This is a genomic window from Dryocola sp. LX212, assembly GCA_041504365.1.
In the GTDB taxonomy this organism is placed as follows: domain Bacteria; phylum Pseudomonadota; class Gammaproteobacteria; order Enterobacterales; family Enterobacteriaceae; genus Dryocola.
This window is the reverse complement of the sequence record CP167917.1, coordinates 1867323-1891616: the sequence shown is the minus strand read 5'-3', so window position 1 is coordinate 1891616 and position 24294 is coordinate 1867323. Positions and strand designations below refer to the sequence as shown.

Sequence of the window (24294 nt, the reverse complement as noted above, 5' to 3'; positions counted from 1 at the left end):
TCTAAGCGCTCAGCGACGCCAGGTATCGCCCCGGCGTCGTCCCCAGCGCGTTTCTGAACATGGTAATAAAGGCGTTGGTGGACTCATACCCCAGCGCCTGCGCCACCTTCTGCACCGTTTCGCCGTCAATCAGCAGCTGCAGGGCAATAATCACCTGCAGCTGCTGACGCCAGCGGCGGAAGTTCAGCCCCGTCTCCTTCACCACCAGCCGGGCGAGGTTTCGCTCGCTCATCGCCAGCACCGACGCCCACTGCGCCAGCGTACGTCGCTCGGCGGGGTACGCTGCCAGGCGCTCGGCTATCTGGCGGATTTTCGGATGGCGGGACATGGGCAAGCGTAGCTGCTCCACCGGCTGATGCGGCAGCTCGTCAAACAGCACCTGCACAAGGCGCTCCTGGGCTGGCGTGGCTTCATCATGGGGCTGCTGCGCAAGCCTCAGTATCAGCTCCCTGACGAGCGGTGATATTTTCAGCGTACAGCACTGGTCCGGCATGGCAATCGCCCCGGGTTCGATAAACAGAAAGCAGATGCGGGCATGGGTCGTGGCACGGTTGCTGTGCGGCATTGAGCCGGGGATCCATACGGCGTACTGCGTCGGCACCATCCACATCGCCTGCTCAACTTCGCAGGTGATGCCCCCGTGCAGGGCGAGGATCAGCTGGCCTTTGCGGTGCTGATGAAACGGGATCTCCTTTACGCTCTCTGCCACACGGATACGAAACGCCTGCGCGGCCCGGATGTTACTGTCCGGGTCAAACCCCTCTAAGGCTAAGCCTCGCTCCATCACAATGTCCGATTTTAGGGATAATCTGGCATTTTACGTTGATTAAAACCATCCCGGAAGCGTGTATCTTCGTGGCTCGATTTTAAGGGATAACAACAATGACGACTTCCTCTTCGGCGAGCATCAAAAAGCACGGCCTGCTGCTGCTCGGTATTCTGATGATTGCCACCACGCTGCGCGTGACGTTTACCGGGGCGGCACCGCTTCTGGATATGGTCCGTGACGCCTTCGGACTCACTACGGCGCAGACCGGCATCCTTACCACTCTGCCCCTGCTGGCCTTCGCTATCGTCTCCCCGATGGCGGCAGGCATTGCACGCCGCTTTGGTACGGAACGCAGCCTGTTCGGGGCCATGCTGTTTATTTGCGCCGGTATCGCCGCGCGTTCTGCAGGCAGCATCGCATTGCTTTATGTCGGGACGGCGATGATCGGCTGCGGCATCGCCATGGGTAACGTGCTGCTCCCGAGCCTGATTAAGCGCGATTTCCCCGGCCAGGTGGCCCGCCTGACGGGTGCCTACTCGCTGACCATGGGCGTCGCCGCCGCGCTCGGTTCGGTGATGGTTGTTCCCGTTGCGCTGCACGGCTACGGCTGGCAGGGCGCAATGCTTTCGCTGATGATCTTCCCGATTGTCGCCGCGCTGCTGTGGCTTCCGCAGCTGAAAAATCATGCGCCCGCCAGCCTCAGCACCAACGCTGCGCTGCACAATCGCGGCATCTGGTCTTCGCCGCTGGCCTGGCAGGTCACGATGTATCTGGGCATAAATTCGTTTATTTACTATGTGATTATCGGCTGGCTCCCCTCCATCCTTATCAGCCACGGCTACAGCGAAGCGCAGGCGGGCTCTCTGCACGGCCTGCTGCAGCTGGCCACCGCCATTCCCGGCCTGTTTGTCGGCATGATCCTCAGCCGCCTGAAAGACCAGCGAGGCATCGCGCTACTGATGGCAGCGCTGTGGTGTGTCAGCGCTCTGGGGCTGTGGCTGCTGCCGGACTATGCCAGCGTGTGGGTCTGCGTGGGCGGCTTCGGCTCAGGCGCGGCGATGATCCTCGGCCTGTCATTCATCGGCCTGCGTACGGGGTCCGCCCACCAGGCGGCAGCGCTTTCCGGCATGGCGCAGTGCGTAGGCTATCTCCTCGCCGCGTTCGGCCCGCCGCTGATGGGGAAAATTCACGATATGTCCGACAGCTGGAGCATGCCGCTGCTGGGCCTCGCGGTATTGTCAGTTGTAATGGGGATCTTCGGCGCCAGGGCCGGGCGTAACGTGGAGATTGGTGCTACACCGGCCCGCTCCAACACTTAGAATTATTCCCTCGCCGCGCGAAGTAAAGCTTCCACCAGCGGGGCTGGCCGGTCTTTTAATACGTTTCTTTCGTGCTGAAAAAGCGTGCCCACGAAGAACGGGTGATCGGTCAGCTCAATCGCGCGGATGGCGCCCTGGTTATCCCAGCCGGTAGCTTTGAGCGGCTGCTGCTCCAGCGCTTCGATGAACAGGTCAGCAACACCGTAGCTACAGTGGTAGCCCTCTTCAATCTCAGTCCTGCCGTAGGCAGCCGCGATCTTTGATTCCGCTGCCAGCCTGATAACGTCCTTTTTTTCTACCAGCGAACAGGCAAGCGGGGCTATGACCAGGCGGCCCTCTACGTCGGTCTCTGCGTGGCCCGCATCGTCCCACCCCATTACGTTACGCGCGTATTCCACGATGGAATACTGGAACCCACCGCAGGTGCCCAGGAAAGGAATGCCGTTTTCACGGGCGTAGCGAATGGCCAGAAACGCGCCGTCGTCATTCTGGTAGGGGCTTGCCGGAACGCACCAGATGGCGTCATAACCCACCAGATCCTCCGGGCTGTTAACTTCGGGAGTGGGTAGCCAGTCATAGTCAGCCGTTACGCCGACGGCAAGCGCAGCGTTGTCTAAGGCCAGCGGTATAGCCTGATGGGCAATCACCGCCGGGTTAAAATCACCGACAAGAGCAATGCGCAGGGTTGATTTAAGGGTTGAGGCAGGCATTTTGTTGATTATCCTTATGAAAGCAGCACGGTACGACATAAGGAATCATAGGTTACCCGCATCTCTTTTGCGCGACAACGCCAAAAATTAGCAGGGTAGCCGCCGCATGCGCTCCTGTAGTAACGTAGCGATCCCCTTGCCTAAAACTTCGTGCTATGAAAGCAAAAATTCTGGTCAGCGCCTGCCTAATGGGTTTAAAAGTCCGCTATAACGGCTCTGAAAAAAGCCCGATGACGGAGCGGCTTGCCCGCTGGCAGCGGGAAGATCGTCTCGTCGTTCACTGTCCGGAGCTTGCTGCCGGGCTTGCCACGCCTCGCCTGCCCGCGGAACTTTACGGAGGTGACGGCTCTGCTGCTCTGCAGGGGACGGTACACATACTCGAAAGTGACGGCAGCGACGTCACGCAGCCCTATCTGTTTGCCGCATGGCTGGCGTTGCAAACGGCGCAGGAGAATGGCTGTCAGTTTGCCCTTTTAACCGACGGCAGCCAGAAGATTTATAACGGTCAGTTTCAGGGCAGTACGCTGCCGGGCCAGGGCGTCGCCGCAGCGCTGCTAAGGCAGCACGGGATTGAAGTGTTTGCCGACGGTCAGTCGGATGCGTTAGAACAGCGCATCGCGCAATTTGAAGGGAGTTCGGATGATTCGCTGTAAACGAGTTTATGATGAGGCTACGCAGGATGACGGTCATCGCGTCTTTGTTGACAGGCTCTGGCCTCGCGGCGTGAAGAAAACGGATTTGCAGTTCGACGAATGGGCCAAAATGCTGGCCCCGTCAAACGAGCTGCGCAAGGCGTTTCACGGCGAAGCCATCGACTTCAATGAGTTTTCCCGCTGCTATCGCGAAGAGCTGAACGCGCAGCGTGATGTGGCAGAGAAGCTGGCGCAGCGGGCAAAGGAGCAAACCGTCACCCTGCTCTACGGATCTAAAAATGCCGAACAAAACCATGCGCAGGTGCTGGCCGAGTATTTACGCCAGCTGGTGGATTAACGGACGGCCTGCTTCTGGGAGGTTTGCGAAACGGAGGGATTATCCAGCGGCATCAGATATTCAGCACGCACGAAAGCATACCCTTCACGACCATCGAACGACACCACGTCGCCCGTCACCAGCCACAGCGGATAGTTGGCCTCGAGGGGTAACTGCGTCACCACGCCGGTAACGGGGTTAACAAATCGTTCGCCCGGCAGGCACTGGCCAAACAGCTCAACGGCCTTGCCGATATTGACCCGGCCCCGGTCGGTACGGGAGCCGATAATTAACGCCTGCGCGCCAGGCTTAAACTGGTACATATCCCATCTCTTATTCTGTTTACTTGCTGCAAATATCAGAACATTCTTAAGCGAAAAAGTAAACAGCGGCAGGTTTTATATGTGTCGGATGGCGCTTCACTTATCCGACCTACGGCATGGGGAGGCGGGTTTTGTAGGGTGGATAAGCGTGAGCGTCATCCCCCATTGCCGCTGAATCGCGGAGGCTTAGCACAGCTGCAAACAGGAGCGGCAATGATGTAAAAACCCGCCGCAGCGGGTTTTGTGTTTAGTTCGGATTACGGGTCTGTACCCAGAACCCATGAATCAGGCCGGGGATATAGCCCAGCAGGGTCAGGATGATGTTCAGAATAAACGCCCAGCCAAACCCTTTACCGATGAGTACGCCAAGGGGTGGCAGCAAAATTGTAATAACGACACGCCAGAATCCCATAAACTCTCCTGTTTGAAATTCATCCAACTGCTTGTTAATAAAATCTATTTTCACTAATAGCATAGCCTGGAATGGGCCAAACGCCAGAGCATGGCCCGGCTTTTACCTTTCTTTAGACATGAAAAAACCCGCCGTGGCGGGTTTTAGTATTCGCTGAAAACTGCGGTCTTTTAAGACTTACAGAGCAACAACGTTCGCTGCTGCTGGGCCTTTAGCGCCGTTTTCGATAGTGAACTCAACTTTTTGACCTTCGTCCAGAGTTTTGAAATCGTTGCTCTGGATTGCAGAGAAGTGTACAAACACATCTTTGCTGCCGTCGTCAGGAGTAATGAAGCCGAAACCTTTCTCAGCGTTGAACCATTTTACTAAACCAGTCATTTTATTAGACATTGAGACTTCCTCGATAATTTTGGCCACTCTGTGTGGCGAACGTGGTCTGTATTCCAGATCGTTTCTTATTCAGGCGCTTAGGAGGAGACTCACGAAGAAGGGTATCTATGGTGAACTGCTTTACTAAAACTGCTTTCATAAGGTCTGTCTTGCAAACCGATGACGCATTTACGCATGCCCTCCGCTACTAAGCAAGAATTATTTTCATTTACGGCTTCGCTATCTCCTTGTTGCCGCTTCGTTTATTTTGCCCGCAGACCTAGTGCCAGTAAGGCCAGGCATAACCTCTTTCATCAGCTCAATAAATTTGCGCAGGCGGGCCGGATAATAGCTCGCGTACGGATATAACAGGTAAATAGGCAGCGGTGCAGCCTGCCACTCCGGTAAAATATGCTGCAGGATACCTGCTTTAAGATCCTCTTTTACCACCCATGATGACACCATACCCACCCCAAGCCCCTTTATTGCCGCTTTACGTACGGCATACAGGCTGTCCGTGCTCAGCCGTGGCGATATATCGAAGCGATAGAGTTCGCCGCTTGCGGAGTGATGTAGTGTCACGTCGTTACGATAAAAACTGCTCAGCGCAACCCAGGGTAAGCGTGCCAGATCTGCAGGCCTTTTCAGCGGCTCATAGCTAGCCAGTACCGATGGTGCCGCCACGACCAGTCGGGGCACCTCGGCCAGCAGCACAGCGACTACGGCAGGATCGGTAACCGGGCCAACGTGAATCGCACAGTCTATCCCTTCTGGAATAAAATCCGGCGAACGATCGTTGAGGATCCATTCAATACTGATTTGCGGATAGCGCTGCAGATAGTCGCCAAGCGCCCCGATGAGCTGATCCTGTCCGAAGGCATGAGGCGCACGTACCCTCAGCACCCCTGCCGGTTCGTCCCGCGCGCCGCTTACTTCATCTTCCAGCATTTGCCAGCTTTCAATGAGCCTGCGCGCATGCTGATAGCAGCGCTCACCGTCATCGGTCAGCTTCATGGTATGCGTCGTGCGCTGGATGAGCTTCACGCCCAGCATCTGCTCGAGCGTCTGTAGCCGTCGGCTGATCGTCGGCTGCGTCGTTTCCAGCTGCGCAGCCGCAGCGGTCAGGCTGCCGCTTTCCACTATACGCACGAAGGTCTGCATTATGGCTATACGATCCCCTGCGGGATTAAAGTTTTTATTCATACGCTTACTGTATAACAGTTGTACCCCCGCCGGGGCTACAGATGTGCGTCATTAGGGATAACAATAGCGGCACATTCACTGATTCAGGAGCGGCCCATGAGCCAGCTTTCCGCAGTCTCCACGCCCGCCGCTAACGCGCTGTCCGGCAAACTTGTTTTTTTGCTCGCCCTAGGGGCAGGGCTTAGCGTAGCGTCAATCTATTACAGCCAGCCGATGCTCGGCGTTATCGGCCGCGCATTTCATGCCAGCGTCAGCGATGTGGGACTGGTCCCTACCCTGACCCAGATTGGCTACGCGTTCGGTATCCTGCTGCTCGCACCGCTGGGCGATCGGTTTGACCGCCGCCGCATCATTCTTGTGAAAGGCACGCTGCTTGCGCTGACGATGCTGCTGTGCGGATTTGCCTCCTCGTGGCACGTTCTGCTGCTGAGCAGCCTGGCGATCGGCCTGGTCGCCACGGTGGCCCAGGATATCATTCCTGCCACCACGACGATGGCCTCTGACCATAGCCGGGGAAAAATTGTCGGAATGGTGATGACCGGGCTGCTGGCGGGGATCCTGCTCTCGCGCGTATTCAGCGGCGTAGTGGCAGAACTGCTGGGCTGGCGGGCGGTCTATGCGATCGCCGCGGTGGGCGTATGGCTGATCACCCTGACGCTCTGGTACGTTCTGCCCGCTTTCAAACCTGAAACAACGCTGCGCTACCCCGCTCTGCTGCGTTCGCTGGGCAAGCTGTGGACTGACTATGTCGCGCTGCGCCGTGCCGCACTGGCCCAGGGCCTGCTATCCATTGCCTTCAGCGCCTTCTGGTCAACGCTGGCCATCATGCTCGCCGAACGTTTCCATCTGGGCAGCGCGGTTGCCGGTGCCTTTGGCCTGGCCGGGGCCGCCGGGGCGCTCGCCGCACCGCTTGCGGGTTCGCTGGCTGACCGCAGAGGACCGAATTTTGTCACCAAAATTGCCTCCGCGCTGGTGGTAGCCTCCTTCGCACTGATGTTCGTCATGCCCCTGCTGCCGCTTCCGGCGCAGCTGGCGGTCATTGTCATCAGTGCGATTGGTTTCGACCTGGGGATTCAGGCCTCGCTGGTGGCGCATCAGACGATAATTTATGCCCTTAACCCGGCTGCCCGCAGCCGCCTGAACGCCATTATGTTTACCGTAGTATTCATCGGTATGGCGGCGGGGGCATCTCTGGGCAGCCTGGCGCTGGCTTCCTTTGGCTGGACAGGGATGGTGGCTCTGGCTACCGCTGCGGCAGCGGGCGGCCTGCTCATCCGCCTGACAACCCGTTAATTTACGTGCGGGGGGCCGCTGGCTCACCTAAATTCACTTGCCCTTTCGCTCACTATTTATTACTGTATATAAATACAGCTTTATTAAGGGTTTTTTGATGTTCGTTGAACTGGTATATGACAAGCGCAACGTGGCGGGGCTGCCCGGCGCAAATGAGAAGATCCTCGCAGAGTTAACCCGCAGGATGGCGTCCCTCTTCCCGGAGGCACTGGTAAAAGTGAAACCGATGCAGACCAACGCAGTACACAGCGACTGCACCAAAACCGAAAAAGAGCGGATCAACCGCCTGATAGAAGAGATGTTTGATGAAGCAGACTTCTGGCTCGTTCCCGACGAGTAAATGGTATTATCAGGCGCGTATCCCCTTTGACCATGGGACAACCGCAATGAGAAAAACCACAGTTGTGCTGATCGTCGTCGCCATCGTTGTCTGGCTGGCCAGCCAGCAGGGCTGGATTTAAGCCGCACCCTGTCGCCCTGTAACCTCCTCGTCGCCAGGGAGGTTCAGGTTGATAATCTGCCCTCTCCTTCAGAACCGCACCTTCCCCAGCCGGGACGGCGTCGCCCAGCGTTTTTATATTCCCACTGCGGTATCGGTACGCCAATGGAGATATTTTTTATTCAGGGAAGCGCACCGCTGACCGTTAATATAAAAAACGAGCCCAGACAGCATTGGTCCGAATAGGATGAGTTAACGCAAAATGTGGATCTAATGTTCGGGGGGAAACAGCCCGTACACGGTTTACACACGAAACCCAGGCGAAAAGCAGCCGAATTACAGGCAAAAAAAAGCCACTCTTAAGGTGGCTTTTTCTGAATGGTGGTGCCGACTACCGGAATCGAACTGGTGACCTACTGATTACAAGTCAGTTGCTCTACCTACTGAGCTAAGTCGGCGACGGGAGGCATACTACACAAAGCGACTCGTCGATGCAATTCCCTTACAAACCGTTTGCCGATTTATTAACCGCAAACAATTAAATAACGAAATCAGCAGTATGCCTTTCAACCCGTTTTAGAACTGATAGCTGTAGTTGACGCTGGCGAACCACATATACGGATGGCTGTAGCTGCCCTGTAACACTTCCGGCGAGGCCACTTTGCCTCCCTGCATGTGCAGGTACTCCATCGCGAAGCCCACGTTGCTGGCTGGAGTGAGCTGATATTGCGCCCCCGTGGCAAAACGCCACTCATCGCCCGTCGGCATCGAAACGGCGACGTCGCCCTGGCTGTGGTATGGCGTGCTGTCAAACGCCACGCCTGCGTTCAGACGCCACAGGTCTGTCGGGCGATACTGGACGCCCACGGCGGTATGCCAGGTATCTTTCAGGCGGCTGCTGTTATCCACCGGCTGGCCACTCACCGCGATCTGCGGCGCGCCGAACCGGCTCCAGTCCTGCCAGCCCAGATCCCCCATTACCGACCACTGAGCGTTGATATCATGAACCAGGCTCAGCATTAGCTGCTGGGGCTGGTAAACCTGAGCGGAGATCGGCAGGTTAAACTCGGTGCCAGGCAGGTTAGGCAGGCGCGCCTTGCCGTCGATGCTGAAATCGTATTTGGTTTCGCTGTTCCAGGTAATACCCGCGCGTGTCTGGTCGGTCAGCTGCATCAGCAGGCCGAGGCGGTAGCTCATCGCCCAATCATGATCTTTCTGCTTATGATCATCGCCGTCAACGGCACGCGTTAGCGACAGGAAACCGTAGTTGACGTTAGCGGAGGCGCCAACGGAAACTTTATCGCTGAGCTTATAGGCCAGAGATGGGCTGAAGGTCATCGCCAACAGGCTGCTTTTTTTAATCAACCTGTCTCCCGCCCAGTTACCATAATCAATACCGAGACCATAGTTGCCGTACATGCCAATGCCGGCGTAGAGATTGTCGGTAATTTTTTGGCTGTAGAAACCGCTGGCGTTCGGCATCACGTTCAGCACGTTGCCGGGGCTTTTAAGCGAAGGGTTGTCCAGCTGGTAGTCAATATTGCCGCCCAGTGCCTGGAGCCCACCGGTGATCATATGGTCCGGCAGCCGGGTCATCCCGGCGGGGTTGGTGACAATTGTGGACGCATCCTGAGCGCGAGCGGCTTGTCCCGCTCCGGCCAGCGCCGTGTCTTCCGTACCAATTTCATAGAAAAAGAGCGCACCCGCGTGGGTGACCGACGTGAATAACAACCCTGAACATACTATGGCTATTTTTTTCATTTACCAGCCGTCTCGTTATTTTCGATGCTCAGAGTATAGATGGATGCGAGATATGTGACAGTCTTGTCCGTTAAAATTCTCAGAAATAGCTTTGTATTCATTACTACTGATTAACTCCGCGATGATGATCTGCTAACACTTCTCATTTTCGAGAATATAGCGCAGAAAAAGTTTAAATATAAATATCACATGGGCGAAATACGACAATAATACCGACTTCAACCCGCAACAATCCAATTCCGGATCATCAATTTCATTTATTATTAAATTTAAATAGGTCCCAAAGGGTACTTTTTCAGAATAAATGATACAATCATCGCTTATTTTTATTGTAAATAGTTGATTAGCAAAATTCATTTCCATTATGTAATGGGAAGTTTCAAGGTTTTACTATACTGACTGTGGCCCTTTAATGACGGAGAGCCAACAGCACCGTTTTCTGGTGGGACTGTCGATTGACGGTCCACGGGAATTACATGACCGCTACCGCGTTATGCGCAGCGGCAAACCGACATTCGACAAAGTGATGAAGGGCGTCGAAGTGCTGAAAAAATACCAGGTTCCGTTCAACGCCCTCGTCACCGTCAACCGCACCAATGCACGCTTCCCGCTGGAAGTGTACCGTTTCATGACCCAAGCTCTTGGTGCCACTTACGTGCAGTTCAACCCCTGCGTCGAGCCTGTGGACTTCAAAAGTACAGCTCCGCAATTCTGGCGGGAAGACACCATTCCGGTAACGGGGACGCGCTGTGCAAAACCCGGCGACCTGGACTCCATCGTCACCGACTGGTCGGTTGAACCGGAAGACTGGGGCAAATTCCTGATTGCCGTCTTTGAAGAGTGGGTAAACAACGATTTAGGCCGCGTGCAGGTCAACTTGTTTGAAACTGCCGTCGCGCAGGTGATGGGCATGCCCGCGCAGATTTGCACCGCCTCAGAATTTTGCAGTAAGGGCTGGCCGTCGAGAAGAACGGCGATATTTATTCCTGCGACCACTACGTCTATCCGGAATATCAGATCGGTAATATTGAAAATACCAAACTGGCGCACATGGCCTTCTCTGAGCGCCAGCAGGCCTTCTGCATGGGGAAAAACGATACCCTGCCGGAATACTGCAAAAAGTGCCCTTACCTGAAGCTGTGCTGGGGCGAATGCCCGAAAAACCGGCTGGTGCGGACCAGGAATCTCTGGTGCGCATGCTGATTCTCGCCCTGCTGTGCGACGGCCACGTGTTGCTGGAAGGCTTACCGAGCCTTGCGAAAACACGTACGGTGCGCGAGTTAGCGACGCACGTAGAAGGCGAGTTCCGCCGCATTCAGTTCACCCCTGACCTGCTGCCGTCGGACATTACCGGCAGCGAAATCTATCAGCAGAACGCCACCCGCGAAGAAGACCAGTTCCGCTTCCGCCCGGGGCCGGGAAAACCTGGCCTCTGACCGGCGTTTTTATGGTGCTGGCGACGCAAAACCCGGTCGACCAGGAAGGCACCTGGCCACTTCCTGATGAAGGTGCTGGTTGACTACCCGTCGAAGGCCAACGAGCAGAAAGTGATGCAGCTGGTGCGCGCTGAACAGCAGCAAAAATATCTGGCAGGCGGCGAAGCGAAGGAAAAACCGGCAGAAATGCTGATGCTGTCGCAGCAGGATATCGCCACCTGCTGGCAGGAAATCTCTGCGGTGTACGTTGCCCCCGGTATCGAAGACTACATTGTGAACCTGATGGACATGACCCGCCATCCGCCTCGCCAGTCGGCCCAGGGCAAAGAGCAGAACTACAAGCCTGATGAAATTAAGCACGATCTGAAAAAAAATCAGGGCGTGAATCAGAAGGCAAGAAGCAGCCGGACCGCTTCTTGCCGGCGGCCAGCCTTGAGATGATGCAAAAAATCAATCAGTTCCATGCCGGTAACGACAGCACGCTGCACGCCGGCGACGTGGTAGAAAGGACCGTGACGGTAAAATCAGTCGGTATTCTGGCAAATCAGGTGCCGCAGCTACTGTATGCCATTCCCGGCACCGGACCCCAGCGGCTCACGCCGGTCAACACACTGCTGAAATCTGGCCGGGGGGATGTACAGGGCGCTCAGCATGTGGAGCGGCTGCGCTATCTGCCTTCGCAGGCAGGGACCATCACGCTGCCCCCCATTAAGTTACGCTGGTGGGATACCGCTCATCCGCAGTGGCAGACGGCTGAGCTGCCCGGCGCGTCATTTAACGTTGCCGGTGCCCGTGCGGCTGGCCGCGAGTCCGTTCTGCGCGGCACCACCGGCGAGGATAAATGGCATCTGGTCCTGTCCGTCGCGGCTATCGCCCTTGTCGGCCTGACTTTCTGGTTTATCCGCCGCCCTCTGTGGCGAAGTCTTAACTACCTGCGCCACGTCTGGCGTCGCTTCTGGGCCCCGGTTCAGCTTCCCGATCTCTCGCCCACTAAAAGGGGAAAATAATGAAACATAAACTGCTGCTTTCCGCTCTGCTCGTAGGGGCCGTTTGCTCCGCCCATGCCGACCCGCTCGCCAGCTGGAACGACACGGCGGCAAAGAAATCCATTGTAGAGTGGGTACAAAACGCCACCAACAAAGACCGCTCCACGTTCATTCCGCCTGAAAAGCGCTACGTGGTGTTCGATAACGACGGTACGCTTTGGCCGGAGGCGCCGCTGACCTTCCAGCTTCAGTTTGCGGTGGATGAAGTGAAACGCCTCGCCCCGGAACACCCGGAGTGGAAAACCGATCCTGTTGTCACCGCCGTGCTGAACAACGATTTAAAGGCCGTAGCGGAGTCGGGTCAGAAAGGGCTGATGAGGCTGCTGGAGCTGACGCACAGTGGTATCACCACCGAAGAGTTTGACCAGCGCGTCAGCAGCTGGATGGACGCGAAGAAAGACCCGCGCTTCGGCTGCCGCTACGATCAGCTGGGCTACCAGCCAATGCGCGAGCTGCTGGACTACCTGCGCGAGAACGGCTTTAAAACCTGGATTGTCTCCGGCGGCGGCATCGACTTTATGCGTGTCGTCTCGCAGAAAATGTACGGCATCCCGCCTGAGCAGGTTATCGGCTCGTTCGCCCTCAGCGACTTTACCCTCACCGACAACGGCACCGAGCTGCGCAAAAATATGAAGGGCGCGTTTTATGATGACGCGACCTCCAAGCCCGTCGCCTTTCATCTGTTTATGGGCCAGCGCCCGGTGGCGGCCTTCGGCAACAGCGACGGCGATCTTGCGATGATGCAGTACACCGCCGCCAACCCGGACTACAAAACCTTTGGCCTGCTCGTTCACCACACCGACGGCGAGCGGGAATATGCCTACGACAGCCACCCGTCCGCGAGCGGAAAACTGATTGAGGGGCTGACGCTGGCACCGCAGAATGGCTGGACGGTGGTTAACATGAAACAGGACTGGAAACAGGTATTTGACCCCAAATTATGCCCCATGAAGAACTGAGCAAAATTTTAAAACTGTGCAATGATTGAATCACTGGCGGCGCGCCAGCTTGCTGATAAAAGAGACAATCATGAGCACATTATTGGGACATCCTTTATTTTTATTCGTTACCTTGCTTCTCGTATTACCGCTGGCATCGGCGTTAGGGGTATATTGCCTGCGCCGACAAGGCAATCTGGATGAAGAGACGCTAAAGGATTTCGGGGTCGTCCAGGCGGCGACCCTCACCCTACTGGGTCTGTTGATAGGCTTCAGTTTTTCAAATGCGGTAGGCCATTACGACCAGCGTAAGGACACCGAATCCGAAGAAGCCAACGCTATTGGCACGGAATTACTGCGTGTTGATTTACTCACCCCGGCGAATGCCACCGTTGCCCGGGAGGAGCTGATTAAGTATCTGGATTTACGCATCGCCTTTTATCAGCTTCACGATAAAAATAAGCTCGCCGAGCTGGATAAACAGACCGCCCTTTCTCAGGCACGGCTCTGGAAAACCATAAAGGATGAAACCGATATCTCTAAAACACCCGTCACTGCGCTGGTCGCATCGGGCATGAACGACGTCATTAATACCCAGGGCTACACCCAGGCGGCCTGGATAAAACACTTTCCGCCTTCAGCCTGGATCCTGCTTATCTCCATTTCGCTGATATGTAATATTCTCATCGGCTATGGTTCGCACAGTAAAAAAGGCAATAAAGTTTACCTATTTATTCTGCCTGCGATTATTTCTATCGCGCTGGCCATGGTGGCGGATATCGGCAGCCCGCGCGGAGGCATGATTCGCATCGAGCCGCAAAACCTGGAGCTGCTGAAAGCGTCGCTGACGCCCGCAGGGGTTTAGGCATTAAAAAAACCGTCGCGTGAAGCTTATACAACAGTTTCACGCAGACGGTTTGAGCCAATGGCTAAAGTGGTTTAAGGGGATCTACCGGTTCCGTTATTCTGTCAGGATCGAACTCCGGATCGTCCGGAATCGGATCTTTATCAGGGACATCTGGAAGCGGTTCGCCATCGGGTAAAGGATCGATAAAATCAGGACGGTCAGACATAGTAGCCTCCGGACAGCAGTCAGCAACTGACACCGAAAGGGCATGACCTATTTTTTCTGTTTAGGTTTTTTCTCGTCATTCTTCGGCGATTTAACCGGGTCTTTTGGCTGCTCTTTCGACACGTTCATTACAATGCTTTTCATCGTTTACTCCGCCAGATTGGACAGCATTTTGCTGCCTTTGAAGTATAGTCTGAAGCCTGGTTAACGCGAGCGAAGCGGCACGCCATAACATCCACTCCTGTTACGGATAAAAATTAAAATTTCCTCGCTACGATCCCCCCGGATGCATGACAATGGGTGCCAAATCATGTAGCAACGAGGTTCTATGTTTACGTTTCCCGCCACCGTCATCTTTGATGAAGAAACCAGCCAGTACGAGATAAGTTTTCAGGATTTAGCCGGCATTGATGCGGTCTCATTTTCTCAAGAGGACGTTGAGCTGGATGCCCTGGATGCCCTGCTGGCGGGCGTGGGTGAACTCATTGATTCACGCAGCAGGATTCCTGCACCCACTGAACTGAAGGACGGTAGTTTCGCCGTTCATCTGCCGGTGCTGGCAAGCCTGAAAGTAGCGTTAAGTAATGCGATGCTGGCTACCGGTACGCCTAAAGCCCAGCTTGCCAGAAAGCTCGGCCTTAACGGCCCGCAAACGGAGCGGCTACTTGATATCGGCTATGCCTCGAAGGTTGAACTGCTGGAGCAGGCGCTCTACCTACTGGGCTGCCAGGTCTCGGTGGTGGTTACCCCACTCTGACACGTTCCCGCGCGCTGAAATCATCGCATGTTAATATAATTACACATGGTTACTGATAGCATGAGGTTATTGGTTTGCAACGGCTGAGATAAAATGGCGATGAAGTGGGATGATAAAGCGGCAACTTTGCTATTATTCTGTCTGGGGTTGCTTTGGCCCCTCATGCTGGTGAACACTTTTGATGCATCGGCTCATCTGGTTTCGTTTCTCGATAAGCTCGAAGGCCTGCACGTGTAAAATGGCCTTCCGGCGCGGCGTTTCCGGCCGAAAGGCGCTTATCTTAGTTCATCGCATTAGCCAGGTCTTCTTTCACCTGGGTGCGCTGCTCCGGCGTCAGCACCTGGTTCACGCCAAAATAGTACTTCACGCGGTAGTAACGAACTTGCTGATCCAGCTGGCCGAACGCGGCAAGCTGCTGCTTTACTTTAGCGTCGTCCCATTTGCCTGACTTCACCACGTCCAGCAGAGCACCTTCTTTAAAGCCGTCGATTTTGATGCTTTTAATATTGCTGTCGAACTGATTGTGCAGATCTTCGAGTTTAGCCACCTGCTCGTTGCTAAGCTTCAGGTGCTGAACAACGGGATCCTGCATCGGCGCAGGCACGGTATCGTTAGTCGCAGCCTGAGCGGCAACGGAGAAACCGGCGGTGATAGCGACGGCGAGTAGGGTGTTACGAAAAAGTTTGTTCACAACAAATCATCCTTAAAAAAAGCAAAAGAGGGTAGATTATCCCCCACGATGAGATGCTGCACTGCAACAAAGTGTAAAATTTAAATATAGATTTTTCAGATGGATAGTCGAGTTATGCGAGGCGGATGAGGTCACCTGGTTAGGCCCCGATCGCGAGGCCTGTTCTGACTCCAGATCTGTTTATGAGCGCTTTTCGCAGCCTGCCTGCGTCCGGTCGATAATCTGCGTCCCTTCGACGCGGTAGCCAAATTTGCCAAACAGGAAGGCGTGGTTAAGCTGGTAAATAACAACGTCGCTCAGGCCTACGGCGCACTTATCCTGTTCAATTGCCCTGTCCATCGCGGTTTTTACGCTTGGAATAGACAGCGGGAAGATAACAATTGTCGCCTTGTCTTCACCCGTAACGCGTTTGCCCTTCACAAATTTCGCAGCGTTAAGATTATAATTTTTGGTGCTGCCAACTGTCATATCCGCCACGCGGACGGTACAACCCGACAGTAATACTGCTCCTAGCGCAACGGCGATAAGTTTCTTCATATTCATAAAATTTTCCTTTTGCATAGACGCCGCCAGCTTATCAGTAATACCCTCACGTTTATAACAATAATAATCTGATAATTCTCTCAGCTGCTCAGAACAAAATCTTTTGTAAATAATGGGTTACGAAATTTCAAGCCGCACCATTTTATGTTACCTTTCCTTACAAGCTCATAAAAAAGAGATCTGACATGAAACTGACCTTATTTGTTAGCCTCCTTGGCTTACTTCCTGCCGCCGTCAATGCGGCTACGGCTACACAACTGTCCTGTTCGCTGCGCAAAAACGTCGTTATTTCACGCTTTAGCCATAATCTATCCACCATGAAATGGGGCGACCATTTCATTATTGCCTCCGGCGTGAAAAAAAATCGTACGGAAGAGAACGTGCCATTTCGCGTGACTAGCTTTCAGAACGGTGACGACCTGGTATTTTTTCCAGAAAGCGAAAAATATTATATGTTTTATTCCGGCAGCCCGGAGCCTGACAGATGTATCGTTCAGGGATCAAAAAATTATGAAATAACTCAGCTTCCCAGGTATGAAAAGCCTCAGGTTTAATACCCTTCGTAATCGAAAGAAACAGCCTGCCAGAAATACAGTTTCCGGCAGGCCTGTTGCGGCTAAAAAACGGGTATGCCGTAGCCAAAGTTATTTTTTGGCTTCGGTATCCGGGGCTGCCGAACGGCGTAAAAATTGCTCGGTGACCTGCGGCAGGTGATCGCGTGCCCAGTCAGCCATCGCCTGTTCCTGCTTGAGTATCGTTCTGAAGACTTCCGCCCCCGCAGGGTCTCCCGCCAGCTCCGCCGCCGCGATCAGAGAGGTGTAGCACGCGACTTCAAAGTTTTCGAAGACATAGCCGCTGATTGCCCCTTTCACCACTTCGTCCGGCGTCATCATGCCGCCCATCGTCTGGCCGAACGCCATCATTTTACTCATCGTATCTTTTAGGGTGGAGTTGGAGATGCCGTTTCTGTCGATCACTTCCTGCAGCAGCATTTGTTGATGGCGGGTCTCTTCAAGGTGCTGGGCAAGCCGGGCTTTTAGCTCAGGATAGTGTTCGATTCGCTCGGACATTTTTTCCAGCATGGATTCCGCCTGCTTCTCCATAGCGTGAGCGTCCCGTAACCAGTCATGATAATTCTCAATGTAAGTTGCCATATGAGTGTCTCCTTCATTAAGTATTTGACAGGGTTAACAGCAGGAAAGTATTCATAGGATCGGGTTAAGTAGTCCTTATTCCTGTGTAATGCAGACACTTCGGCTGAAATACATTCGCCTGAAGCGTAAAAAAATCATAGCAGGTGACAGGATGATCTGCTTTACCGTTCACTTTCTTCAGGAGCTTCATCAGCCCGGACGACGGTATAGCCAGCATTACCCACAGGAATGCCGCACCAGGGGGCTTTTCTTGATTAATTTCGGAGTAATATTCATATCACTCGCTGGTCATTAGTAAGTTAAAACATGTTATCTAACAGGTGACCCCCAGTTTAATTTAACTATTTCATCCGCCTGTTTTATTAACCGCCTCGCTTATTAATGAGGCTAGTTATAGCGTAGCGGCTAATAGTGAAGTCAACGAGATTTCTATTTTAAGAACAGTCCTGGAATTTTTTTCGTTTGTGTTTTCATTGTTTACTTAATGACAGCGAATAAACAATAACCCGAACGAATCAGGAGGCATACCTGTGAAAGCACTTACCTACCATGGTCCCCATAACGTTAGCGTTGATACAATGCCCGACCCGGGGCTTGAGGCCGCCGATGATATTATTCTGCGCGTCACCGCCACCGCCATTTGTGGTTCGGATCTCCACCTTTACCGCGGCAAAATTCCCGGCACCCACCACGGTGATATTTTCGGTCATGAATTCATGGGTGAAGTCGTTGAAACCGGTGCCGACGTCACCGCCGTCAGCAAAGGCGACCGGGTAGTGATCCCTTTCGTTATCGCCTGCGGCGACTGCTTCTTCTGCCACCTTCACCAGTACGCGGCCTGCGAGAACACCAACAGCGGCAAAGGGGCAGCCCTGAACCGCAAGAACATCACGCCTCCTGCCGCCCTCTTTGGCTACAGCAGCCTGTACGGCGGCGTTCCCGGCGGCCAGGCGGAATACGTTCGCGTACCGAAAGCCAATACGGGGCCGTTTAAAGTCCCGGACTCCCTGCCGGATGAAAAAGTTCTGTTTCTGTCGGACATCCTGCCCACCGCCTGGCAGGCGGTAAAAAATGCGGAGATAAAAAAAGGCTCGCGCGTGGCCATTTACGGAGCCGGTCCGGTCGGCCTACTTTGCGCGGCCTGTGCCCGCTACGAAGGGGCGGAGCAGATCTTTATGATTGACCACAATGATTACCGCCTTGCATTTACCCGTGAGCGCTACGACGTTGCTGTTATCGCGCGCTGCCATGCGGGCCTGACGGAAACGATGAAGGAGCCTGAAGAGGCCGGGCCAGGGAGCGCGTGAGTTAGCTTCCTGTCCCTTTGCCCTGAACGTCAGGGTGTAATGGGATCCTGGTGTATTTCATAAAATTCCGCTGAAGACATCTACTTAGGTCCGGGCTGCCGCTTATCATTATTTTTAAGATTATTCCTGGTGAGATATTTTTATTTTAGCCCTTCTCAGAGAGATATTAAATTTCTATACCCCCCCCCCTCCTTTCATTATTAAATCGTTACATTCCGAACAATTTTTTATTCGCCAAATCCTCACGAAAAACATTTACCCAGACAGGCTCCCTAACTTCATGGAATAAAAGGCAGATTTAGGAGGTGTTTTCACCGCTGTAAGGACAACATTGCCGTTTCGCTTTAGAACAATAACGTCGCCATGACATCCCTTATTAATTTGACACTGCCTGAGCATACGCTAATTTTATATTTCGACGCGATTGATATGTTTTTCATATCATCTTTTTCCAAAGCAACATGAGGACGACATTATGGCTGAACAACATAGAGGCGGTTCCGGTAATTTTGCGCAAGACAGAGAAAAAGCTTCGGACGCAGGACGTAAAGGCGGCCAGCACAGCGGCGGGAACTTCAAGAATGACCCGCAGCGTGCTTCGGAAGCCGGACGTAAAGGGGGTGAAAACAGCTATGGCGGCGGACGTAAGACTGAAAAGTAAGCCGGGCCTGACTAAGTAACACCCCACAAGCATGGGCGAATCTGTAATATCGGTTTGCCCATGTTGCCCCTAATGAAATAAAGAGCGAATTCTGGAGCGATCATGCAGATCAAAACCATTGAAGACCTTTTTGTTCATCTCCTTTCAGATACTTACAGTGCAGAAAAGCAGCTTACGCGTGCGCTGCCAAAACTGGCCAGGGCATCTGAAAATCCGAAATTAAGCGAAGCTTTCACCAGTCACCTTGAAGAGACCCGGGGACAGGTTGAGCGCATCGATCAGGTTGTGGACAGCATTCCTGACTTCCGGCTGAAACGCATGAAATGCGTGGCGATGGAAGGGCTGATTGAAGAAGGCCAGGAGATTATCGACGGCGTGGAGAAAGGCGCCGTGCGGGATGCAGGCCTCATCGCGGCAGCGCAGAAAGTGGAGCATTACGAAATTGCCGCCTACGGTACGCTTTGTACTCTGGCAGATTTGCTGGGCTACAGCGAGGCGAAAAAGCTTCTTGGCCAGACGCTTGAGGAAGAGAAGTCCGCCGATAATAAATTAACCACCCTCGCGGAGTCGGGAGTTAATCAAAACGCGAAATAACAGGTTAATTTGCTGCCCGGTTTGCTAACCGGGCCAGTCTCTTATTTATTACAATGGAATACATAAAGGGAGGGCAACTTATTTTCATAAGCAAGTTTTTCGTGATTAATTACTTCCCCACAAGCCCTCTCCCCACAAAGGCGTTTACGTTAATCAGTAAATGCGGAGCAAAATTTATTCCTCTCCTGGCTAACTGAACGGAGAAGAGGAATAAAATTCGTAGCATCTTTTATTTAAAGACACCTTTCGCTCGCGCCTCCTGGCATGAAATATAGCCGTAATGCTTACGGTTACCGCTGCTATCAAAGGCAGCATAGAACGGCATTGTTTCCCCGGCTTTGCGCAGCGTGTAGTTAACGCAGGTACCGTTGATTTCAGGAACGCTGACTTCGCTGTCCGGCTTGCCGCCAGCGGCAATAACCTTACTTTTGGTTGCGCCGTTGGCGTAGGTCGCCTGCACGACCGGCTCGTTGTCATACTTCATAAAAGAGACGCTACAGGCGCTTAAGAGTGGCACAAGTGCCAGCATTGCATAACGCATTACCTTTCCTTTTGTAATTAATAGTCTGAAAAGAAAAAATTAATATCCCGCGGCTTTATTAGCAGCTTTTATCCGTTTATTTCTGGCGTCTTTTTCCTGCTTATCAGTTGCCTGCATGATACCGCCTGCGGCATCCACCCAGTCGCTGGCCGTACAGCCTGATAGCGTCATACTTAAGACCAGTGCAAAAACATACTTCATTTGGCTTCCTACCCCACGCTGTGGAAAATCTTCCGTTTAAAAATCAAAATAATTGAAAAACAAGAGCACATTTTGACAAGAAATTTGATGTGGATCAAGTTCACTGCGGCAAGGTATGCTGTCGGCATAAACGGGAGAAGCGTGCCGCTGGGGCAAATATATGATGTTTAATCTTTTTTTGAGCGTTATTTTGGCGGCAATTTTTAGCTTTGACTAACTCAGCGGATCTGCTTAAATCCTTGTAGATTTACCTGACCACATCCTTATCCACGGGGATTTTCTGGCATAAAAGAGGCTTTATGAAAAATTTGATACTGGGTGTGATTGCTAAAATTTCCAAAATGGATGCCGAAGCCAAGCAGCTGGCGGCGAAGGTTGAGGCGCAGTCCCTGCTGATTGGCGCCCTGCTGCTCACCATTGCAAAAAATGGCGGGATGAATGAAATGTTGGAAAACGTCAGGAAGGCGATCAACGCGGCTTTAGACGCAGCCGATACCCCGCTGAAAACCGATGCGGAGATCCTGCTCAATGAGTTCAACAACCTCATTCAGCTGACGCAACTGCTTGAAACCAACGATGCGGAAATCGATCTGGAATCGTTAAAAACCAGGCCCGGCGAAACGGCGACGGATTAATTTATCCCCGTTTTCTTCGAGCGGAAATCTTGCGTAGCTGCCCCAGCCCTCCCCCAGCCTACCTTCGGGCACCGGTTTCTGACTGCCAGTAAAGTGGTGTCCCGAACGTCTCAACATAGTAATCAATCACCGCCCTGACGGTCAGAGGCAGGTGCCGCGCATGAGGATAGATGGCCGCAATATTCTGCGGCTCCGTCTTTATCGACGTCTCCATCTGCGGCAGGATTGCCACCAGCTCGCCGCTCCGCAGCCTCTCGCCAATCAGCCAGTCCGGAAAAAGCACGATCCCCATGCCCCCCAGCGCCGCGATGAGCAGGGTTTCAGCATTGTTGGATGACATCAGCGCGCGGACGGACTGGTGAATCCACTCCCCACCCGGCTGACGCACCAGCCAGCGGTTAGGCCCGGACGAGCCGCGGTAGACCAGGCAATTGTGGCGGCTTAAATCGCCTGGCCCTTCAGGCGTACCGTATTTGCGCAGGTACGCCGGCGAGGCGGCCAGGTGATAGTACTGCTGCCCGAAGATGCGCGCGTGGAAAGAGGAATCAGCCAGTCCGCCGATGCGGAAAATGACATCGGCGGCATCTTTGTGGGGGTCGATATAATCGTCGGTCAGCGTCAGCTCAATGCTGAGCCGGGGATAGCGATCCGCGAGCCCAGGCAGGCCCGGGGCAACGTGCCGCTGGCCAAAAAATACCGGGGCATTGATGCGGATAAGGCCGGATGGCTCGAGCATTCGCTCATCCAGCTCCCGGCGAGCTTCCTCCATATTATCGGCCATTGCCCTTGCGTAGCGGACAAAAAGATGGCCGCTTTCGGTCGGTATGACGGCGCGTGTATTGCGGTAAAACAGCTGCTGGCCGAGCGCGTCCTCAAGCTGGTGGATAATGCGCGAAACCTGCGAAGCTGAGATCCCCTCCCGGCGCGCAACCACGGAAAAATTCTGCGTTTCATACACGTCGATCAGGATCAGCAGCGAGCGCAGGCTGATGTTTCCGGCATTGTTCATTGATGCATATCATGCACAGGTGTTTACTGCATTATGGCATTTTTCTCACATCTGAACAGGCGTACTCTTCCTCGCCTGGAAACGTGAGAGCGATTGCTATGCAACTGGTACTGATTTTAATTGTTGTCGCGGGCGGCATGGGGCTGTCCGTGGAGGCTGGCCTGCTTGGGCCGCTGGCAGGGGAAGTGGGTGATTTATGGGCCACATTCAGCATCTTCGGCGTGGGGGCCGCGCTGACGTTTCTGCTGATGCTATTTTTCAGCCCGCGCAATAGCCCGTCGTTTTTCGCGCAGCCGTCATGGCAGCTGCTGGGCGGCGTGCTCGGCCCTGTCTACGTCGTCATTCTGACTCTCGCCACACCTGTCATCGGTATCGCCATGACGATGATTGGTATCCTGGCGGGACAAGTGTTTAAGAGCCTGATAATCGACCATTACGGCCTGCTGGGCACGTCACGTCGAAAAATTGACGGAAAACGCATTATTGCGCTGGTTTTCATCATCGCAGCGCTGGTTCTGGTTGCACAGGGGTAAGATAACGCTATGACAATAATCATGATTATTCTGGCCGTGCTCGGCGGTGCCACGCTGAGCATTCAGGCCGCCGTCAACGGACAGCTGGGCAGCAAAGTGGGCGTGTTCAAATGCGCGTTCCTGACCTTTTCCGTCGGGGCGCTGATAACGGGCCTGCTAATCTTCTTCTTTGAGCCCGCCCATACGCTCAGCCTGCTGGACGTGCCGAAATGGCAGCTGGTGGGGGCGCTGTTCGGCGTACCCTATATCGTCATTATGGTGCTCGCCGTGCAGCGAATCGGCACGGCGGTCGCCACAGTCGCAGTTATTTTCGGGCAGCTGACCATGAGCTTGCTCATAGATAATTTTGGCTGGCTGGGCAACGCCTCGATTCCGTTTTCCACCAGTCGGCTTGGCGCCATCGTTTGTCTGGGCATCGCGCTGATCTTCATCTACTCCAGCAGCAAACCGGCTAAGGCGTCAGCTGACCGACAGACGCAGGGCTAAGTCCTGCGGATAGGGGTCAAAATAGTTCTGCGCCAGCAGGTAGCGATCCGGATATTCAGCGAGATAGTGGTTCAGCAGCGTCAGGGGCGCGAGTATCGGCAGCAGCCCCTCCCGATAGCGGAGGATCACCTCACGCAGCTCGCCGCGCTGGCGCGTATTCAGCTGGTTACGGAAGTAGCCCTGAATGTGCATCAGCACGTTGGTGTGGTTTCTGCGCGAGGCGGGCTGCTTCAGGATCGCCATCAGCTTTTCGCGGTAGACAACAAAAAAGGCGTCCAGATCCTCCCACTCGTGCAGCGAGGCGACGAACGGCCCGATTTCACGGTAGCCCGCCTGGTGGTGCGCCAGCAGCTGTAGCTTATAGCGGCTGTGGAAATCCAGCAGCGCGCGACGGGTCAGGCCGCTGGCCCGCAGGGTATTCAGCTCGTGCAGGGCGAAGACGCGCTCGACGAAGTTTTCGCGCAGCACCGGGTCGTGCAGGCGGCCATCCTCTTCAACGGGCAGCCACGGATATTTCTCCAGCAGCGCCCCGGTAAACAGCCCCACCCCTTCTTTGCGTCCCCGGTTGCCTTTCTCATCGTACAGCCTCACGCGCTCCATGCCGCAGCTCGGCGATTTGGCGCAGACGATAAACCCTGCCAGCCCGCTCTGCCCGGGAAGGAAGCCCGCGGCGAACTCGGCCATTTTCTGCGTGACATCGTTATGCGGCGGCTTGCTGAACCACATTTCGGTACCCCCTGCGGAGGTCTGCACCAGGCGCAAAGCCGGACGAGGCACGGGCAGTCCGATAGCCATTTCCGGGCAGACGGGTCTGAAGCTCACCCACCGGGCCAGCTCTTCCATCACAAACGCCATCCGCTTATGCCCGCCGTCAAACCTGACCAGGGAGCCGGTTAAACATCCGCTGATGCCAATAACGGGTTGAGTATTCATGACGTTATCCTCTCTGCTGCGCCGTTCGGGTGAAGAAAAGGGTGACCGTGCCGACGACGATCCCAGACTTCTTAATCTCCGTTTATTAAAAAGATGCGTGCCGCCTGCAATGAGCCTTACCCAGCTGTGAACTACATGGCGGACACTTAAAACTTATACATTTATATTAATTTGCACAAGTTTTTGACGG

31 protein-coding genes, 1 tRNA gene and 3 pseudogenes are annotated in these 24294 nt (G+C 54.2%); 19 read left to right on the top strand and 16 right to left on the bottom strand.

Going from position 1 to position 24294, the window contains the following annotated elements; all coding sequences use genetic code 11:
• Position 1: 1 nt before the first annotated feature.
• Positions 2-784 (bottom strand): helix-turn-helix domain-containing protein, encoded by a 783-nt coding sequence (locus ACA108_09130; GenBank protein ID XEX97635.1) that lies wholly within the window; start codon positions 782-784, stop codon positions 2-4.
• 98 nt (positions 785-882) lie between these two features.
• Here ACA108_09130 and ACA108_09125 point away from each other — a divergent pair, with 98 nt between their 5' ends.
• Complete coding sequence (locus ACA108_09125) at positions 883-2088, top strand: CynX/NimT family MFS transporter (GenBank protein ID XEX97634.1); 1206 nt, start codon at positions 883-885, stop codon at positions 2086-2088.
• 2 nt (positions 2089-2090) lie between these two features.
• Here ACA108_09125 and ACA108_09120 read toward each other — a convergent pair whose 3' ends face one another.
• Positions 2091-2798, bottom strand: a complete 708-nt coding sequence (locus ACA108_09120) for a CTP synthase (GenBank protein ID XEX97633.1) — start codon at positions 2796-2798, stop codon at positions 2091-2093.
• A gap of 155 nt (positions 2799-2953) precedes the next feature.
• Here ACA108_09120 and ACA108_09115 point away from each other — a divergent pair, with 155 nt between their 5' ends.
• Together ACA108_09115 and ACA108_09110 are read left to right on the top strand one after the other, a co-directional pair.
• Entirely contained in the window at positions 2954-3451 is a 498-nt protein-coding gene (locus tag ACA108_09115) for a DUF523 domain-containing protein (GenBank protein XEX97632.1), read from the top strand.
• Positions 3438-3788 carry a DUF488 domain-containing protein gene (locus ACA108_09110; GenBank protein XEX97631.1) on the top strand — a complete coding sequence of 117 codons (351 nt, stop codon included), beginning with the start codon at positions 3438-3440 and terminating at the stop codon, positions 3786-3788. Before ACA108_09115 ends, ACA108_09110 begins: the two co-directional genes overlap by 14 nt.
• On the opposite strand, the gene ACA108_09105 is transcribed toward ACA108_09110, so the two are convergent.
• The 4 genes from ACA108_09105 to ACA108_09090 form a co-directional block, all read right to left on the bottom strand.
• Positions 3785-4090, bottom strand: a complete 306-nt coding sequence (locus ACA108_09105) for a hypothetical protein (GenBank protein ID XEX97630.1) — start codon at positions 4088-4090, stop codon at positions 3785-3787. The two genes, ACA108_09110 and ACA108_09105, sit on opposite strands and share 4 nt — an antisense overlap.
• A 247-nt stretch (positions 4091-4337) precedes the next feature.
• Positions 4338-4502 (bottom strand): YqaE/Pmp3 family membrane protein, encoded by a 165-nt coding sequence (locus ACA108_09100; GenBank protein ID XEX97629.1) that lies wholly within the window; start codon positions 4500-4502, stop codon positions 4338-4340.
• A 177-nt stretch (positions 4503-4679) separates the two neighbouring features.
• Positions 4680-4892, bottom strand: coding sequence for a cold shock protein CspG (gene cspG / locus ACA108_09095; protein ID XEX97628.1), 213 nt, complete (start codon positions 4890-4892; stop codon positions 4680-4682).
• 219 nt (positions 4893-5111) lie between these two features.
• Positions 5112-6074 (bottom strand): LysR family transcriptional regulator, encoded by a 963-nt coding sequence (locus ACA108_09090; protein XEX97627.1) that lies wholly within the window; start codon positions 6072-6074, stop codon positions 5112-5114.
• A gap of 96 nt (positions 6075-6170) precedes the next feature.
• On the opposite strand from ACA108_09090, the gene ACA108_09085 reads away from it, so the two are divergent.
• The 3 genes from ACA108_09085 (at position 6171) to ACA108_09075 (ending at position 7828) form a co-directional block, all read left to right on the top strand.
• Complete coding sequence (locus tag ACA108_09085; GenBank protein ID XEX97626.1) at positions 6171-7367, top strand: MFS transporter; 1197 nt, start codon at positions 6171-6173, stop codon at positions 7365-7367.
• Positions 7368-7464: 97 nt separating this feature from the next.
• Entirely contained in the window at positions 7465-7707 is a 243-nt protein-coding gene (locus tag ACA108_09080) for a DinI-like family protein (protein XEX97625.1), read from the top strand.
• Positions 7673-7828 (top strand): hypothetical protein, encoded by a 156-nt coding sequence (locus ACA108_09075; protein ID XEX97624.1) that lies wholly within the window; start codon positions 7673-7675, stop codon positions 7826-7828. Before ACA108_09080 ends, ACA108_09075 begins: the two co-directional genes overlap by 35 nt.
• A 360-nt stretch (positions 7829-8188) precedes the next feature.
• Here the strand turns inward: ACA108_09075 and ACA108_09070 are convergent.
• Together ACA108_09070 and ACA108_09065 are read right to left on the bottom strand one after the other, a co-directional pair.
• Positions 8189-8264 (bottom strand) — tRNA-Thr (locus tag ACA108_09070).
• A 118-nt stretch (positions 8265-8382) separates the two neighbouring features.
• Entirely contained in the window at positions 8383-9567 is a 1185-nt protein-coding gene (locus ACA108_09065) for an OmpP1/FadL family transporter (GenBank protein ID XEX97623.1), read from the bottom strand.
• A 424-nt stretch (positions 9568-9991) separates the two neighbouring features.
• Between ACA108_09065 and ACA108_09060 the strand changes: the two are divergent.
• The 5 genes and pseudogenes from ACA108_09060 (at position 9992) to ACA108_09040 (ending at position 13852) form a co-directional block, all read left to right on the top strand.
• A pseudogene (locus ACA108_09060) lies at positions 9992-10743 on the top strand (SPASM domain-containing protein).
• Positions 10719-11318, top strand: a pseudogene (locus ACA108_09055) (AAA family ATPase). Before ACA108_09060 ends, ACA108_09055 begins: the two co-directional pseudogenes overlap by 25 nt.
• Positions 11319-11440: 122 nt before the next feature.
• Entirely contained in the window at positions 11441-12010 is a 570-nt protein-coding gene (locus ACA108_09050; protein XEX97622.1) for a hypothetical protein, read from the top strand.
• Positions 12010-13008, top strand: coding sequence for an HAD family hydrolase (locus ACA108_09045; GenBank protein XEX97621.1), 999 nt, complete (start codon positions 12010-12012; stop codon positions 13006-13008). The genes ACA108_09050 and ACA108_09045 overlap by 1 nt, the downstream gene beginning before the upstream one ends.
• Before the next feature lie 70 nt (positions 13009-13078).
• A complete protein-coding gene (locus ACA108_09040; protein XEX97620.1) occupies positions 13079-13852 on the top strand; it encodes a hypothetical protein in 774 nt (257 codons plus the stop codon).
• Positions 13853-13916: 64 nt separating this feature from the next.
• Here the strand turns inward: ACA108_09040 and ACA108_09035 are convergent, their stop codons facing one another.
• Entirely contained in the window at positions 13917-14060 is a 144-nt protein-coding gene (locus tag ACA108_09035; protein ID XEX97619.1) for a hypothetical protein, read from the bottom strand.
• Positions 14061-14387: 327 nt separating this feature from the next.
• Between ACA108_09035 and ACA108_09030 the strand changes: the two genes are divergently transcribed.
• Entirely contained in the window at positions 14388-14816 is a 429-nt protein-coding gene (locus ACA108_09030) for a hypothetical protein (protein ID XEX97618.1), read from the top strand.
• A gap of 280 nt (positions 14817-15096) precedes the next feature.
• Here the strand turns inward: ACA108_09030 and ACA108_09025 are convergent, their stop codons facing one another.
• Entirely contained in the window at positions 15097-15507 is a 411-nt protein-coding gene (locus ACA108_09025) for a Spy/CpxP family protein refolding chaperone (GenBank protein XEX97617.1), read from the bottom strand.
• Between the two features lie 180 nt (positions 15508-15687).
• Positions 15688-16044 (bottom strand): hypothetical protein, encoded by a 357-nt coding sequence (locus ACA108_09020; protein XEX98061.1) that lies wholly within the window; start codon positions 16042-16044, stop codon positions 15688-15690.
• Between the two features lie 191 nt (positions 16045-16235).
• Between ACA108_09020 and ACA108_09015 the strand changes: the two genes are divergently transcribed.
• A complete protein-coding gene (locus ACA108_09015; protein XEX97616.1) occupies positions 16236-16604 on the top strand; it encodes a hypothetical protein in 369 nt (122 codons plus the stop codon).
• Between the two features lie 90 nt (positions 16605-16694).
• Here ACA108_09015 and ACA108_09010 read toward each other — a convergent pair whose 3' ends face one another.
• Positions 16695-17204 carry a ferritin-like domain-containing protein gene (locus ACA108_09010; GenBank protein ID XEX97615.1) on the bottom strand — a complete coding sequence of 170 codons (510 nt, stop codon included), beginning with the start codon at positions 17202-17204 and terminating at the stop codon, positions 16695-16697.
• Between the two features lie 530 nt (positions 17205-17734).
• Here ACA108_09010 and ACA108_09005 point away from each other — a divergent pair.
• The 3 genes and pseudogenes from ACA108_09005 (at position 17735) to ACA108_08995 (ending at position 19766) form a co-directional block, all read left to right on the top strand.
• A pseudogene (locus tag ACA108_09005) lies at positions 17735-18427 on the top strand (alcohol dehydrogenase catalytic domain-containing protein).
• Between the two features lie 559 nt (positions 18428-18986).
• Positions 18987-19172 (top strand): general stress protein, encoded by a 186-nt coding sequence (locus ACA108_09000; GenBank protein ID XEX97614.1) that lies wholly within the window; start codon positions 18987-18989, stop codon positions 19170-19172.
• A 102-nt stretch (positions 19173-19274) separates the two neighbouring features.
• On the top strand, positions 19275-19766 hold the full coding sequence (locus ACA108_08995; protein ID XEX97613.1) for a ferritin-like domain-containing protein: 492 nt from the start codon (positions 19275-19277) through the stop codon (positions 19764-19766).
• A gap of 229 nt (positions 19767-19995) precedes the next feature.
• Here ACA108_08995 and ACA108_08990 read toward each other — a convergent pair whose 3' ends face one another.
• A complete protein-coding gene (locus tag ACA108_08990; GenBank protein XEX97612.1) occupies positions 19996-20307 on the bottom strand; it encodes a hypothetical protein in 312 nt (103 codons plus the stop codon).
• A gap of 39 nt (positions 20308-20346) precedes the next feature.
• Positions 20347-20508, bottom strand: a complete 162-nt coding sequence (locus ACA108_08985; protein ID XEX97611.1) for a hypothetical protein — start codon at positions 20506-20508, stop codon at positions 20347-20349.
• A 299-nt stretch (positions 20509-20807) separates the two neighbouring features.
• Between ACA108_08985 and iraP the strand changes: the two genes are divergently transcribed.
• Complete coding sequence (iraP, locus tag ACA108_08980; GenBank protein XEX97610.1) at positions 20808-21143, top strand: anti-adapter protein IraP; 336 nt, start codon at positions 20808-20810, stop codon at positions 21141-21143.
• A 58-nt stretch (positions 21144-21201) separates the two neighbouring features.
• Here the strand turns inward: iraP and ACA108_08975 are convergent, their stop codons facing one another.
• Complete coding sequence (locus tag ACA108_08975) at positions 21202-22152, bottom strand: LysR substrate-binding domain-containing protein (protein XEX97609.1); 951 nt, start codon at positions 22150-22152, stop codon at positions 21202-21204.
• A gap of 98 nt (positions 22153-22250) precedes the next feature.
• On the opposite strand from ACA108_08975, the gene ACA108_08970 reads away from it, so the two are divergent.
• Together ACA108_08970 and ACA108_08965 are read left to right on the top strand one after the other, a co-directional pair.
• Positions 22251-22685, top strand: a complete 435-nt coding sequence (locus tag ACA108_08970) for a DMT family transporter (GenBank protein XEX97608.1) — start codon at positions 22251-22253, stop codon at positions 22683-22685.
• A gap of 9 nt (positions 22686-22694) precedes the next feature.
• On the top strand, positions 22695-23171 hold the full coding sequence (locus ACA108_08965) for a DMT family transporter (protein ID XEX97607.1): 477 nt from the start codon (positions 22695-22697) through the stop codon (positions 23169-23171).
• Here ACA108_08965 and ACA108_08960 read toward each other — a convergent pair.
• Positions 23145-24104, bottom strand: coding sequence for a YbgA family protein (locus ACA108_08960; GenBank protein XEX97606.1), 960 nt, complete (start codon positions 24102-24104; stop codon positions 23145-23147). The two genes, ACA108_08965 and ACA108_08960, sit on opposite strands and share 27 nt — an antisense overlap.
• Positions 24105-24294: the final 190 nt, after the last annotated feature.

Bases quoted from the DNA above. Each gene is read 5' to 3' on its own strand.
- iraP (XEX97610.1), top strand. From the start codon at position 20,808: ATGAAAAATTTGATACTGGGTGTGATTGCTAAAATTTCCAAAATGGAT.
- ACA108_09110 (XEX97631.1), top strand. From the start codon at position 3,438: ATGATTCGCTGTAAACGAGTTTATGATGAGGCTACGCAGGATGACGGT.
- ACA108_09075 (XEX97624.1), top strand. From the start codon at position 7,673: ATGAAGCAGACTTCTGGCTCGTTCCCGACGAGTAAATGGTATTATCAG.
- ACA108_09125 (XEX97634.1), top strand. From the start codon at position 883: ATGACGACTTCCTCTTCGGCGAGCATCAAAAAGCACGGCCTGCTGCTG.
- ACA108_09040 (XEX97620.1), top strand. From the start codon at position 13,079: ATGAGCACATTATTGGGACATCCTTTATTTTTATTCGTTACCTTGCTT.
- ACA108_09000 (XEX97614.1), top strand. From the start codon at position 18,987: ATGGCTGAACAACATAGAGGCGGTTCCGGTAATTTTGCGCAAGACAGA.
- ACA108_09080 (XEX97625.1), top strand. From the start codon at position 7,465: ATGTTCGTTGAACTGGTATATGACAAGCGCAACGTGGCGGGGCTGCCC.
- ACA108_08970 (XEX97608.1), top strand. From the start codon at position 22,251: ATGCAACTGGTACTGATTTTAATTGTTGTCGCGGGCGGCATGGGGCTG.
- ACA108_09045 (XEX97621.1), top strand. From the start codon at position 12,010: ATGAAACATAAACTGCTGCTTTCCGCTCTGCTCGTAGGGGCCGTTTGC.
- ACA108_08965 (XEX97607.1), top strand. From the start codon at position 22,695: ATGACAATAATCATGATTATTCTGGCCGTGCTCGGCGGTGCCACGCTG.
- ACA108_09115 (XEX97632.1), top strand. From the start codon at position 2,954: ATGAAAGCAAAAATTCTGGTCAGCGCCTGCCTAATGGGTTTAAAAGTC.
- ACA108_09010 (XEX97615.1), bottom strand. From the start codon at position 17,204: ATGGCAACTTACATTGAGAATTATCATGACTGGTTACGGGACGCTCAC.
- ACA108_08960 (XEX97606.1), bottom strand. From the start codon at position 24,104: ATGAATACTCAACCCGTTATTGGCATCAGCGGATGTTTAACCGGCTCC.
- ACA108_09030 (XEX97618.1), top strand. From the start codon at position 14,388: ATGTTTACGTTTCCCGCCACCGTCATCTTTGATGAAGAAACCAGCCAG.
- ACA108_09090 (XEX97627.1), bottom strand. From the start codon at position 6,074: ATGAATAAAAACTTTAATCCCGCAGGGGATCGTATAGCCATAATGCAG.
- ACA108_09065 (XEX97623.1), bottom strand. From the start codon at position 9,567: ATGAAAAAAATAGCCATAGTATGTTCAGGGTTGTTATTCACGTCGGTC.
- ACA108_09020 (XEX98061.1), bottom strand. From the start codon at position 16,044: ATGAAGAAACTTATCGCCGTTGCGCTAGGAGCAGTATTACTGTCGGGT.
- ACA108_09015 (XEX97616.1), top strand. From the start codon at position 16,236: ATGAAACTGACCTTATTTGTTAGCCTCCTTGGCTTACTTCCTGCCGCC.
- ACA108_08975 (XEX97609.1), bottom strand. From the start codon at position 22,152: ATGAACAATGCCGGAAACATCAGCCTGCGCTCGCTGCTGATCCTGATC.
- ACA108_09050 (XEX97622.1), top strand. From the start codon at position 11,441: ATGATGCAAAAAATCAATCAGTTCCATGCCGGTAACGACAGCACGCTG.
- ACA108_09130 (XEX97635.1), bottom strand. From the start codon at position 784: ATGGAGCGAGGCTTAGCCTTAGAGGGGTTTGACCCGGACAGTAACATC.
- ACA108_08990 (XEX97612.1), bottom strand. From the start codon at position 20,307: ATGCGTTATGCAATGCTGGCACTTGTGCCACTCTTAAGCGCCTGTAGC.
- ACA108_09085 (XEX97626.1), top strand. From the start codon at position 6,171: ATGAGCCAGCTTTCCGCAGTCTCCACGCCCGCCGCTAACGCGCTGTCC.
- ACA108_08995 (XEX97613.1), top strand. From the start codon at position 19,275: ATGCAGATCAAAACCATTGAAGACCTTTTTGTTCATCTCCTTTCAGAT.
- ACA108_08985 (XEX97611.1), bottom strand. From the start codon at position 20,508: ATGAAGTATGTTTTTGCACTGGTCTTAAGTATGACGCTATCAGGCTGT.
- ACA108_09120 (XEX97633.1), bottom strand. From the start codon at position 2,798: ATGCCTGCCTCAACCCTTAAATCAACCCTGCGCATTGCTCTTGTCGGT.
- ACA108_09100 (XEX97629.1), bottom strand. From the start codon at position 4,502: ATGGGATTCTGGCGTGTCGTTATTACAATTTTGCTGCCACCCCTTGGC.
- ACA108_09035 (XEX97619.1), bottom strand. From the start codon at position 14,060: ATGTCTGACCGTCCTGATTTTATCGATCCTTTACCCGATGGCGAACCG.
- ACA108_09105 (XEX97630.1), bottom strand. From the start codon at position 4,090: ATGTACCAGTTTAAGCCTGGCGCGCAGGCGTTAATTATCGGCTCCCGT.
- cspG (XEX97628.1), bottom strand. From the start codon at position 4,892: ATGTCTAATAAAATGACTGGTTTAGTAAAATGGTTCAACGCTGAGAAA.